Consider the following 11,954-nt stretch of genomic DNA (forward strand, 5'->3'; position numbering starts at 1 on the left):
ACAATAAGTTTGGGCATCGACACGAGAAAGTTCGGGTGCCCTGACAGCGTCGGTTCAGTGACCCACATATTCGGCGAGGTGCTGGCCGGTGAGCGTGGCACGCTCGGCGACCAGATCTGCCGGCGTGCCCTCGAAGACGACGCGGCCGCCGTCGTGTCCCGCGCCTGGGCCCAGGTCGATGATCCAGTCGGCATGCGCCATGACCGCCTGATGATGCTCGATCACGATCACCGACTTACCCGAATCCACCAGCCGGTCCAGCAGGCCGAGCAACTGCTCGACGTCGGCCAGATGCAGGCCCGTGGTCGGCTCGTCGAGGACGAACGCGTCGGCCTTCTCGGCGCCGGTGTCGCCGAGTCGGGCGGCGAGCTTCAACCGCTGCCGCTCCCCGCCGGACAGCGTGGTCAGCGGCTGTCCGAGCGTCAGGTATCCCAGGCCCACATCGGCCATCCGAGACAGGATCTTCTGTGCGGCAGGAAGTTTCGCTTCGCCCTCGGTGAAGAACCGCTCGGCCTCACTGACCGGCATCGCCAACACCTCGGCGATATCGCGTCCGCCGAGGGTGTACTGCAGCACCGAGGCGCCGAACCGCTTGCCCTCACACTCTTCGCACGTGGTCTCGACGGTGGCCATCACCCCGAGATCGGTGTAGATCACCCCGGCACCGTTGCACGCCGGACAGGCGCCCTCCGAGTTCGAGCTGAACAGTGCGGGTTTGACGCCGTTGGCCTTCGCGAACGCTTTACGGATCGGATCGAGCAACCCCGTGTAGGTCGCCGGGTTGCTGCGCCGTGACCCGCGGATCGGGGTCTGGTCCACCACCACCACGCCGTCACGACCGGCCACCGAGCCGTCGATCAATGAACTCTTGCCCGAGCCCGCGACACCGGTGATGACCACCAATGCGCCCAGCGGGATGTCGACATCGACAGCCTGCAGGTTGTGGGTATCCGCCCCGCGAATCTCGATGGCGCCCCCGGGTTTCCGCACCGAATCCTTCAATGCCGCGCGGTAGCCCAGGTGCCGGCCGGTGACGGTGTCGCCGGCGCGCAGGTCGGCCACGCTGCCTTCGAACACCACCTCGCCGCCGGCCGACCCGGCGCCCGGGCCCAGATCCACGACATGATCGGCGATCGAGATCGTCTCCGGCTTGTGCTCGACGACCAGCACGGTGTTGCCCTTGTCCCGCAGGGCCAGGAGCAGATTGTTCATCCGGGCGATGTCGTGCGGATGCAGGCCGATGGTCGGCTCGTCGAAAACGTACGTGACATCGGTGAGCGAAGAACCGAGATGGCGGATCATCTTGACGCGCTGGGCTTCTCCACCGGACAGCGTGCCGGCGGGGCGGTCCAGTGACAGGTAACCCAGTCCGATCTCGACGAACGAGTCGAGTGTGTGCTGCAAGGCGGCCAACAGCGGCGTCACGGACTTGGCCTCAGACTTCTTCGCCAGGCCGCCCAGCCAGGTGGCCAGGTCGGTGATCTGCATCGCGCAGGCCTCGGCGATGTTGAGGCCGTCGACCTTCACCGAGCGTGCGGTCTCCGACAACCGCGTGCCGTCGCACTCCGGGCAGGTGGTGAACGTGACCGCGCGCTCGACGAATGTCCGGATGTGCGGCTGCATGGCCTCGACGTCCTTGGACAGGAACGACTTCTGGATCTGCGGGATCAGCCCCAGGTAGGTCAGGTTGACCCCGTCGATCTTGAGCTTGGTCGCCTCCTTGTGCAGCAGCGCGTCGAGTTCCTTCTTGGTGTACTTGTTGATCGGCTTGTCCGGATCGAAGAATCCGCAGCCCCGGAAGATCCGGCCGTACCAACCGTCCATGCTGAAGCCGGGAATCGTCAGCGCACCCTCGTTGAGCGACTTGGTGTCGTCGTAGAGCGCGGTCAGATCGATGTCGTTGACCGCCCCGCGACCCTCGCACCGCGGGCACATTCCGCCCACGATGTTGAAGTCGCGACGTTCCTTGACCGTGCGCCCGCCCTTCTCGAGCGTCACCGCCCCGGCCCCGCTGATCGATGCCACGTTGAATGAAAAGGCTTGCGGGGAACCGATATGCGGTTTGCCGATCCGGCTGAACAGGATGCGAAGCATCGCCCCCGTGTCGGTGGCGGTGCCGACGGTGGAGCGCGGATCCGCACCCATCCGCTGCTGGTCGACGATGATCGCCGTGGTCAGCCCCTCGAGGACGTCGACCTCAGGCCGCGCCAGGTTCGGCATGAAACCCTGCACGAAGGCGCTGTAGGTCTCGTTGATCAACCGCTGGGATTCTGCGGCGATCGTGTCGAACACCAGTGAGCTCTTGCCCGAGCCCGAAACACCGGTGAATACCGTCAACCGGCGCTTGGGCAGTTCGAGGTCGACGTCTTTGAGGTTGTTCTCCCGGGCGCCGGTGACCCGGATCAGGTCGTGACGGTCGGCGGGGTGAGATGGTGGGGTCAACGCGATTCCTGGATTCGGACCATGTTGCCTGCGGGATCACGAAGTGCGCAATCGCGCACCCCGTACGGCTGCTCGGTCGGTTCCTGGACCACTTCGACATCTCCGGCCTGCACCTTTTCGAAGGTACTGTCGAGATCTTTGGTGGCGAGCAGGAGTGTGCCGAAGGTGCCCTTGGCCATCATCTCGGCGATCACCCGGCGCTCGTCGTCGGTGAGACCGGGAGTGGCGGTCGGCGGGTACAGCACCACCGCGGTGTCGGGCTGGTTCGGTGGACCGACCGTGATCCAGCGCATCTTGTCCTTGCCGACGTCGAGGCGGACCTCGAAGCCGAGGACGTCGCGGTAGAACGCGAGGGCTTCTTCGGGGTCATCGAGCGGCAGCATGCTGGAGTGGATGGTGATGTCTGCGTTTTCCATGACGGTCACGTTATGTGCAGGCCGACGGCGGGTGCTTCTCGATTCCTGATCGGTTTGGTGATCTGCTTCTCCACGCACGACGGCATACCGTCGGTCACCGCCGCGGTCTGCTCGCGGTAGCGGCTGGGTGGCATGCCGACGAGTTCGGTGAATCGAGTGCTGAATGTGCCGAGCGAGGAACAGCCGACGGCGAAGCAGGCGTCGGTAACCGACACGTCGCCGCGGCGAAGCAGCGCCATCGCACGCTCGATGCGGCGTGTCATCAGATACGAATACGGTGACTCGCCGTACGCGATCTTGAACTGACGTGACAGATGTCCGGCCGACATGTTCACTCCGCGGGCAAGCGCCTCGACGTTCAGCGGCTGCGCGTACTCACGGTCGATCCGATCGCGGACCCGGCGCAGCAGCTTGAGATCGTTCAGCTGTTGGTCGCCCACATCGGCGATGGTACGGCCCGGTCAAGTTCAAGGGGCCAGCCGATACACCGCGCCGGCATAGTCGTCGGTGACGTACACCGCGCCGTCCGGTCCGGCGACCGCGGCCACCGGTCGGCCCCAGCGGGCGCCGTCGGCGGACTGGAAACCGCCTACCAGGGTCTGCTGTGGTCCCAATGTGCCAGCGCGCCAACCGAAGAAGGAGACCTCGGGGGCCTGCGGCGACCGGCGGTTCCATGAGCCGTGCACTCCGACGAGCGCTCCCGCGCCGTAGGGCTCGGGCAGCTCTGCGAAGCTCATGCCCAGCGGCGCCGAATGTGCGCCCACGGTCTGCTCGGCCGGCGTCAGCGCCGCGCAGTCCATCTTGGACCCGTCGGCGTTGGTCTGCATGTCCCGGATGAACCCGGCCGGCGGTGCTCCGTCGGGATTGCAGTACGGCCAACCCAATTCGCGGCCCGGCGTCAACTTGGCCACCGTCTCGGGAGGATGGTCGTCCACATAGTCCTGCCGCACCCGGCCCTGGGGATCGGCCACATCGTCGCGGTTGTTCACCGCAGTCCACAGGGCCCCGTCCGGCGCGAAGGCCAGGCCGGTGCCGTTGCGCACCCCCGTGGCGAACGGTGCCGCCGGGCCACCACCGGGCGGCACCCGCATGATGGTGGCTCGCGGAGGCGTGGCCGTGCGGTCCTCGGCCGAGATGTTGCCCGTCGAGCCGATCGAAAAGTACACCGCGCCATCGGATCCCACGACCACGCTCTTGAGTGCGTGGGCATAGGCACCGTGCAGATCGGGACTCTTGGCGTCGGGCAGATCACCGGCGACGGTACGGCGGTTGACTGCCCGGCCGTCGACATAGTCGTAGGCGTCGATGCGATTGCTCTCGGCCACGTACAGCGTCGACCCGGCGAAGAACAGGCCATGTGGTTGTTCCAGACCGTCGAGCAGTGTTTGCCGACCGGGACGCACCGTCAGCACCTGACCGGTGGCAGGCACCGACACCAGCAACGCCCCGTCCGGGGCGAAGGCGGCCATCCTGGCCTTGGGAACCCGGGCGATCACTTCGATGGTCCAGCCGGCGGGGATCAGGGCGTGACGGGGTTCGTCGAGCGGGGCCTGGGCGAATTGCTCGGGCACCTGAAGGAGCACTGACGCCAGGCCTGCGGGTGGTCGCTGGATGGCCGATGCCGACGGTGACGGGGGAGGTCCGGTCTCGGGCTGCGTCCCGCACGCGGCCACAGCGGCCGCGACGATTACGGCCGTTGCGCTACGCGCCGCCCAGACCCGCATTCATCTCCCAGACCAGGATCTCGGCTGCGGTGTCAGCGCTGACCCGTCCGCCGGAATCGGTGAGCCGCGCGGCGTCACCCTCCGCGAGAGGCCCGGACCCCTGCAGCGTGACCGAGCCGCGAGCGACGAACAGGTGGACATAGCGGGCGGGTGGCAGTTCGACCGAGTCGCCCGGTTGCAGGCGCGCGCCGTACAGCGTGGCGTTGCGGTTGTGCAGGCTCACGGCCGCGTCGAGGGCGCCGGACGCGATGGGGGTCAGCGTGTCGGCCAACTCGATCTCCTGCTGCTGATAGCTCGGCGTCACCCCGGCGGTATCGGGCAGCACCCACATCTGCACGAAATGCACGGGCTCAGTGCCAGATCCGTTCTTCTCAGAATGCCGCACACCGGTGCCCGCGGACATCCGCTGAGCCAGGCCCGGGTAGATCACGCCGGAATTGCCCATCGAATCCTCGTGCGCCAACTGACCCGACAGCACCCACGTGACGATCTCCATGTCGCGGTGCGGGTGGGTGTCAAAGCCGGCGCCCGGCGCGACGATGTCGTCGTTGTTCACCAGCAACAGGCCGTGGTGGGTGTTGGCCGGGTCGTAATAGTCGGCGAAGGAGAACGAGTGCCGCGACTGCAGCCAGTCGGTCGTGCTGGCGCCGCGGTCGGCCGCGCGCCGGATATCGACCTTGGACGTCCCCGAAGCCATGGCGCCAGCCTACCGACGGCTCTACCTGACCAACCGGTGGATCGGCGAGGGGCGGGGCTTAGTGTGTGGGGCGTGGAACTCAATGGAGCAAGCGCCATCGTCACCGGTGGCGCATCAGGTATCGGCGCGGCGACTGCCCGCCAGTTGGCTGCCAAGGGAGCCCGCGTCGTCGTGGCTGACCTGCAGGCGGATAAGGGCGAGGCCCTCGCCGAGGAGATCGGCGGTGCCTTCGTCAGCGTCGACGTCACCAATACCGAACAGATCGAGGCCGCGGTCAACAAGGCCGGCGAACTCGGCCCGCTGCGCGCCCTGGTGAACTCGGCCGGCATCGGCTGGGCCCAGCGCACCATCGGCAAGGACGGCGAATTCGCCTCGGCGCACAATCTGGATGCCTACAAGAAGGTGCTGGCGATCAACCTGGTCGGCACCTTCGACTGCATCCGGCTGGCCGCCACCGCGATGAGCCGCAATGAGCTCACCGACACCGGCGAGCGCGGTGCGATCGTCAACATGACCAGCGTCGCGGCCTTCGACGGCCAGATCGGCCAGGCGGCCTACTCGTCGTCCAAGGGCGGCGTGGTCGGCCTGACCCTGCCGGTGGCCCGCGATCTGTCCGCTGTGGGCATCCGCGTCAACACCGTGGCCCCCGGTCTGATCGACACCCCGATCTACGGCGAGGGCGAGGCGTCGGAGGCGTTCAAGGCCAAGTTGGGTGAGTCGGTGCTGTTCCCGCACCGCCTCGGCAAGCCGGACGAGCTCGCCTCGATGGTCGTCGAGCTGTTGACCAACTCGTACATGAACGCCGAGGTGGTCCGCGTCGACGGCGGCATCCGGATGCCACCCAAGTAACCCCCCGCGAACAGACACAAAGCTGCCTCTTTCCCCAGTGAAAGGGGCAGTTTTGTGTCTGGTGGGCAGAATCGTCGGATGACCGACACCTGGTGGGGCGACGCGCTGCTCGGCCTCGCAGCGGCCCTGCTGCTGAGCTGGCTCGTTCTGGTCGTAGCACTGCTTCTCGTGCGGCCGCGCGGGAACCTGCTCAGTGAGGCGCTACGCATACTCCCGGATCTGTTGCGTCTGATCCCGCGGCTGGCCAAGGACCGGTCGTTGCCGCGCGCCGTACGCGTCCGGTTGGCGCTGTTGGTCGTCTATCTGGCGCTGCCCATCGACCTGATCCCCGATTTCATCCCTGTGCTCGGCTACGCCGACGACGCCATCATCGTCACCCTGGTGCTCCGCAGCGTCGTGCACCGCGCAGGGCTGGACGCCGTCCGGGCGCACTGGCCGGGCAGCGACGACGGGTTCGATGCCCTGGTGCGGCTGGCCGGTCTCAAGTAACTCTCGGGAAAACAAGATCCCCCTTTTCGACGCTGAAAAGGGGGATCTTGAGGCTTATCGGCAAAGCGAGTTACCAGTCCGACACGGTAGCGGAGCTACCAATCAGCCTCCGTGAACTTGATGACGCCACGAATGTTGTTGCCATCCAACATGTCCTGGTATCCCTGGTTGATGTCTTCGAGCTTGTAGGTCCGCGTGATCATGTCGTCGATGTTCAGCAGACCGGACTTGTACAGCGCGGTGAGCCGCGGCGTCTCCACATGCGAGCTACCGCCACCGAAGATGTTGCCCTTCAACGTCTTCTGCAACATGGTGAACAGGAACAGGTTGAGCTTGACGTCGGCGTCCATCATCGAGCCCATACCCGTAACCACGCAGGTGCCGGTCTTGGCGGTGAGGATCATCGCCTCTTCGATGTACTCGCCCTTCATCTCGCCGACCGCGATGATGACCTTGTCGCCCATCAGTCCGTGGGTGACGTCGATGACGGGTGCGATGGCCTCGGCCATCGACGGGTACACGTGCGTGGCACCGAACTTGATGGCCTGCTCACGCTTCCACTCGTTCGGGTCGATCGCGATCACGTGCTTGGCGCCCGAGATCACCGCACCCTGCAGCGCGCTCATGCCGATACCGCCCACGCCGACGATGACGACGGTCTCGCCGGGCTTGACGTCGGCGACGTTGGTGGCCGAACCGAAGCCCGTCGGCACCGCACAACCCATGATGGCCGCGGACTCGAACGGGATGTCCTTGTCGATCTTGACGACCGAATCCTTGTGCACGGTCATGTACGGCGCGAAGGTACCGAGCAGGTTCATCGGCGACACCTCTCGGCCGCCGGCGTGGATCCGGCTGGTGCCGTCGGCGATGGCCTTGCCGCCGAGCAGGACCGCGCCACGGTCACACAGCGAGCGGAAGCCCTTCAGACACGGCGGACATTCACCACAGGCCGGGATGAACGCGAGGATGACGTGGTCGCCCTCTTCGATGCCGGTGACGTTCTTGCCGACCTTGGTGACCACACCAGCGCCCTCGTGGCCGCCGAGCGCGGGCAGCGCCATCGGGGTGGCTCCGGTGGTCAGGTGGTAGTCCGAGTGGCACATGCCCGCGGCATGCATCTGGATCTGTACTTCGTCGGCGACAGGATCGCCGAGGTCGATCTCGTCGACCTGGAATGGCGAGTTGAGTTCCCACAGCAGGGCGCCTTTGGTCTTCATGGAAGGCGATAATAGAACAGGTTGCAGTACCGTCGGGTAACTGGCCTCTGACCTGCGAATATTGTGGCTTGATTTCGTTGTCGAGTGGCCAGTTGTGACACGCGTCGAGTGGATCTGTGTGCTTCGAGTGGCCACTCGGAGAGTCGGCGATGAAAAATCCGCCCGCGGGTGGTCTAACCCCACATGACCCACATCACCGCAAGCATCGTCCCGAATCTCTGGTTCGACCGTGAGGCCGAGCAGGCCGCACAGCACTACATCGCCGCGTTCGGCGGCAACGGCCGCGTCGTCAACACCATCGCCTCGCACCCCGACTCGCCCTCCCCGCAGGATGTCCCGGTTGTGGTCGAGTTCGAGCTGGCCGGCCAGCGCTTCGTCGGCATCAACGGCGGCCCGCAGTTCACTTTCAACGAGGCCGTCTCCCTGGAAGTGCGTGTCACCGGCCAGGAGCAGCTCGACCGGCTCTGGGCCGCACTGGTCGACGGCGGCGAAGAACTGCCATGTGGCTGGCTCAAGGACAAGTACGGGCTGGCCTGGCAGATCACGCCGACCGAGTACTACGACCTGCTGGCCAAGGGCGACTCCGAGGGCGACGCCCGCTTGATGTCCGCGGTGCTGAAGACCGTCGGCAAGTTCGACATCGCCGAGCTGCAGGCGGCGTACCGCGGGGCATAGGTGGCTCGGGATCAGCTGAGGCCGAGCGGTCCAGCCAGCTCGGTAAGCGTAGGAACCAGCTGGTCTGGTCCGGTCAGGACCTGCACGGCCACGTGGTTCGCGCCGGCGGTCAGATGCTCGTTGAGTCTGGCCGCGACGGCGTCGGTGCTGCCATGCGCGACGAGGGCGTCGATCAGAGCGTCGCTACCGGGCGTGGTGACATCGGTGTCGGTGAACCCCAACCGTTTCCAGTTGTTCACGTAGTTGGTCCCTTTGAGGTAAATGCCGAGGGCCTCGCGCGCGACGGTCCTTGCCTGCTCGGCGTCGGTGGTCAGCACCACCTTGTGCGCCGGGGCGATGAACGCATCCGGTCCGACCAGACCACGCGCCTGGGCAGTGTGCTCCGGGGTGGTCAGATAGGGATGGGCTCCAGCACTCCGGCGGGCGGACAGTTTGAGCACCTGTGGGCCGAGTGCGGCGACAATGCGCCGCTCCTTGGGCACGCCGTACCCGTCGAGCTTGTCCAGGTACTCGGTGAGCGCGTGGTAGGGCTTCTTGTACTCGGCAACCAGCTCGGGGTGACCGGCTCCGATTCCGAGCAGAAACCGACCGGGATGGGCGGCCTCGATGCGGTGGAACGACTCGGCAATCGGACCGGCGGCGGACGCCCAGATGTTGACGATGCCCGTAGCCACTTGCAGTTTCTCGGTTGTCTCCAAGACTGAGTCAACCCAGTCGAGTTCGGCCGACGGCGAGCCGCCTCCCCAGATGGCGCCGTAGCCGAGCGCTTCGATGTCCCGCAGTTGCGCGGCGGTCAGTTGCTTCCACTGCTCGAACAGGCCGAAAACGCCGAAGGTGCCCAGAGTCGGGTTGGTCATTGTTCAATCAACCTGCTTTGCGCTCAAGGGTATTCCGATTTGTGGTGTCTCTGGGATGGGTCAGCTGCAGGTGGGCGTGGTGGGCAACCCGTTGAAGCGGTCGGCTATCCAGGCCATGCTCCGCTCGCCGTCGACGAAGGCTGTCAGTAGTGCATTCGTATCCGTCTTGTTGAGAAACGGTGGTTGTTCGTTGGTCCACAACGTGACGTCGGCTCCGAGCGCGCACCAATCTCTCGCGGTGGCCACAACCGACTCGTACGGCGCGAAGGAGTCCCACCGATTGTGTGAAAGGTATACCGGTCCAGTGGGTTTCACATTCCCGATTCGCTGCATCGCCAGGATGGAGTTGAGCGGCTCCTCCCGAACCGATTGGTAGAGGTCCTTCTTGAACCATGGCTGCAGATGCCGGAACGCGTAGTTGATGCCGGTTTGGATCATGCACTGCCGGCTGGTGTTGGCCAACATCTCCAGTCCGCGCGGGGTAAGCGAATCCGCAATCGGCTGTGTCATATCGGGATACGCTTCTTGAATCCCTCGTAGCACCCACCCGATGGATCCGGCGAGCTGGTTTCCGTCAAGGGGTGGCAGCATGCTGGGCAGATCAGTGGTCGCGCCGTTGGCATAGGTACCGACCACGTTGAGCTCGGGTGCATACGGGCCGGCCAACTCGGCAGCTGCCAACGCGGAATGTCCGCCGCCGGCCAGCCAGCCCCAGAACGCGACGGGACCGTGCGGATCCAACGTGGTGTCAGGCAGTTTCATCGCTGCTCGCGCGGCGTCGTTCAGTGCCGTCCCGCCTGCCACTCGGTTCAGGAACTGAGGCGCCATCTGACCGTGCACTCCCAACCCGACACCGTCGGTGACGACTGTGGCGTAGCCGCGCGCCAGCAGAGTCGCGATGAAGCCTTCCTCGAGATTGAACATCAGGTCGAAGCCCGTATCCAAAGAGGCATGGATGCCTTGGTTGAACAGGCGAGAGGGAGCGCACTGCTCTCCCATCCCGTACGGCGCGGTGGCGTAGGCGAGCAACGGACGGGGTCCACTGCCGGGCCAGCGCACGTGAGGCTCGATATAGGTACCCGTGACGGCAACGGGGTGGCCTTGAGCATCGGTGCTGCGATACATGATTCGCGTTCCGGTACCGACGAATGAGCCGAGTTGTCCGGAAGGCTCCAGGACCAGTCTGGACGGCTCAGTTCGGATCAGGTCACCTGGCGCGCCCGGCGGCAGGGGATTCGGTGGAGTGTAGAACGTCAGGTACCGTGATTCGTCAGCGCGAGCCAGCGGAGCATTCACCGAAATGAGCGCTGGCGCAACGATACACAGGGCGACGATCACAGCCCTGACCCAGACTCCGGTCGATCGGCCGGGCCGTCGGCGTTTCGGCAGGCGCGCAGACTCGTCACCCGGAAAGGGAATCATCGTTGGTTTCCTCTGGTTGGACTGATTGGACTAGTGCTCTACGCCGGTAATATGTTGTGCTGGTGGGTGTTCGATCAGGTGTCTGCCTGCAGCACGGCGTGCCGGAACTATCGGAGTAGCGCGGCGAGTTCCCTGGCGAATATCGTGATGGCGTGATCGCCGGCTTCGAGCACCCCGGCCAACAACGGGAAACCATGTGGCATGCCCTCGTACTCGTGGGCTCGAACCTTTACGCCTGCCGCGGCGAGCTTTTCACCGTAGCGGTCCGCGTCGTCGGCAACGGGATCCATCTGAGCGCTGAGGATCACGGCAGACGGGGCGCCCACGAGATCCTGCGCCAGCAACGGTGAGGCGAGGCTCGAACGACGGTCGTCGATCTGGGGTACGTACATGTCGTACGCCCACTCAAGCGCAGCCCGGGTGAGGAATGGCCCGTCCTTGTACCGCTGGACGGAGTCGCTGCTCATGGTGGCATCGAGTGCGGGACACAACAGGCCTTGTGCCTTGACCGGAGGACCTTGTTCTCGCGAGGCAAGCGCGACGCTCGCCGCCAGCGCGCCCCCGGAAGAGTCGCCGGCGACTGCCAGAGCCTCGACATCGATGCCCAGCTGATCGGCATGCCGACTCACCCAAGCGAATGCATCGGCGGCGTCATGGTGAGCGCGGGGAAACCTGTCTTCTGGCGCCAGGCGGTAGGCGACAGAAATCACGATGAGTTCGCCCCGCACACAGAGCTTTCGGCAGAGCCGATCGTGGGTGTCCAGGCTTCCGCGTACGAATGCGCCGCCATGTAGATAGACGACGCCCGGTAGCGCCGGAGCGGCAACTGGTGGGTGGTAGCTGCGTGCCTCAATCGAACCCTGACGGATTGGGATCGTGAAATCACCTACTGTGCAACGCGTATCAACGTCGCCCGCCAACGAGATCAATTTCTCGCCCGCCGCCCTGTAAGCGGCGATCGACATGTCCCACGGCGGTGCAGCCGGACGTTCTGACAGGGCGTGCAACAGCTCCTGCACCTGCGGATGCACCACACTCATGCGGCGACTCGGAAGACTTGGAATTCGACGGTGGGTCCGGGTTGGATGCGGCCTTGTCCGACGAAGATGGTTTGGTTGACCCAGCTGTATTTGGGGTCTCCGGATTCCAGGCGTGGGGTGGTG

Annotated in this window: 13 protein-coding genes; 3 read left to right on the forward strand and 10 right to left on the reverse strand. The window is 65.3% G+C overall.

Going from position 1 to position 11,954, the window contains the following annotated elements:
• Positions 1-54: 54 nt before the first annotated feature.
• The 5 genes from QQ25_RS01495 to QQ25_RS01515 are packed head-to-tail and all read right to left on the reverse strand — an operon-like array spanning position 55 to position 5,279.
• Positions 55-2,442, reverse strand: coding sequence for an ATP-binding cassette domain-containing protein (locus QQ25_RS01495; protein ID WP_039376729.1), 2,388 nt, complete (start codon positions 2,440-2,442; stop codon positions 55-57).
• Positions 2,439-2,858, reverse strand: a complete 420-nt coding sequence (locus QQ25_RS01500; protein WP_039376810.1) for a VOC family protein — start codon at positions 2,856-2,858, stop codon at positions 2,439-2,441. Before QQ25_RS01500 ends, QQ25_RS01495 begins: the two co-directional genes overlap by 4 nt.
• Positions 2,859-2,863: 5 nt before the next feature.
• Positions 2,864-3,298, reverse strand: coding sequence for a helix-turn-helix transcriptional regulator (locus QQ25_RS01505; protein ID WP_039376730.1), 435 nt, complete (start codon positions 3,296-3,298; stop codon positions 2,864-2,866).
• A gap of 27 nt (positions 3,299-3,325) precedes the next feature.
• Positions 3,326-4,582, reverse strand: coding sequence for a PQQ-dependent sugar dehydrogenase (locus tag QQ25_RS01510; RefSeq protein ID WP_039376732.1), 1,257 nt, complete (start codon positions 4,580-4,582; stop codon positions 3,326-3,328).
• Positions 4,560-5,279, reverse strand: a complete 720-nt coding sequence (locus tag QQ25_RS01515) for a pirin family protein (protein ID WP_039376733.1) — start codon at positions 5,277-5,279, stop codon at positions 4,560-4,562. The genes QQ25_RS01510 and QQ25_RS01515 overlap by 23 nt, the downstream gene beginning before the upstream one ends.
• Before the next feature lie 72 nt (positions 5,280-5,351).
• Between QQ25_RS01515 and QQ25_RS01520 the strand changes: the two genes are divergently transcribed.
• Positions 5,352-6,128 carry an SDR family NAD(P)-dependent oxidoreductase gene (locus tag QQ25_RS01520; protein WP_039326845.1) on the forward strand — a complete coding sequence of 259 codons (777 nt, stop codon included), beginning with the start codon at positions 5,352-5,354 and terminating at the stop codon, positions 6,126-6,128.
• A gap of 78 nt (positions 6,129-6,206) precedes the next feature.
• Positions 6,207-6,617, forward strand: a complete 411-nt coding sequence (locus QQ25_RS01525; protein WP_039376735.1) for a YkvA family protein — start codon at positions 6,207-6,209, stop codon at positions 6,615-6,617.
• Between the two features lie 95 nt (positions 6,618-6,712).
• On the opposite strand, the gene QQ25_RS01530 is transcribed toward QQ25_RS01525, so the two are convergent.
• Positions 6,713-7,837, reverse strand: a complete 1,125-nt coding sequence (locus QQ25_RS01530) for an NDMA-dependent alcohol dehydrogenase (RefSeq protein WP_039376737.1) — start codon at positions 7,835-7,837, stop codon at positions 6,713-6,715.
• 183 nt (positions 7,838-8,020) lie between these two features.
• Between QQ25_RS01530 and QQ25_RS01535 the strand changes: the two genes are divergently transcribed.
• Positions 8,021-8,512: a VOC family protein gene (locus tag QQ25_RS01535; RefSeq protein ID WP_039326852.1), complete on the forward strand. Its 492-nt coding sequence runs from the start codon at positions 8,021-8,023 to the stop codon at positions 8,510-8,512.
• Between the two features lie 11 nt (positions 8,513-8,523).
• Here the strand turns inward: QQ25_RS01535 and QQ25_RS01540 are convergent, their stop codons facing one another.
• The 4 genes from QQ25_RS01540 to QQ25_RS31485 form a co-directional block, all read right to left on the reverse strand.
• Positions 8,524-9,369, reverse strand: a complete 846-nt coding sequence (locus QQ25_RS01540; RefSeq protein WP_039376739.1) for an LLM class F420-dependent oxidoreductase — start codon at positions 9,367-9,369, stop codon at positions 8,524-8,526.
• A 60-nt stretch (positions 9,370-9,429) separates the two neighbouring features.
• Positions 9,430-10,707 (reverse strand): lipase family protein, encoded by a 1,278-nt coding sequence (locus tag QQ25_RS01545; protein WP_039376742.1) that lies wholly within the window; start codon positions 10,705-10,707, stop codon positions 9,430-9,432.
• A gap of 191 nt (positions 10,708-10,898) precedes the next feature.
• On the reverse strand, positions 10,899-11,831 hold the full coding sequence (locus QQ25_RS01550) for an alpha/beta hydrolase (RefSeq protein ID WP_039376743.1): 933 nt from the start codon (positions 11,829-11,831) through the stop codon (positions 10,899-10,901).
• Positions 11,828-11,954, reverse strand: a 127-nt coding sequence (locus tag QQ25_RS31485; protein WP_131546065.1) for a DUF3237 family protein, incomplete at its 5' end; no start/stop codon positions are given. The genes QQ25_RS31485 and QQ25_RS01550, both read right to left, overlap by 4 nt.

Source organism: Mycolicibacterium setense, from assembly GCF_000805385.1.
Classification (GTDB): Bacteria; Actinomycetota; Actinomycetes; order Mycobacteriales; family Mycobacteriaceae; genus Mycobacterium; species Mycobacterium setense.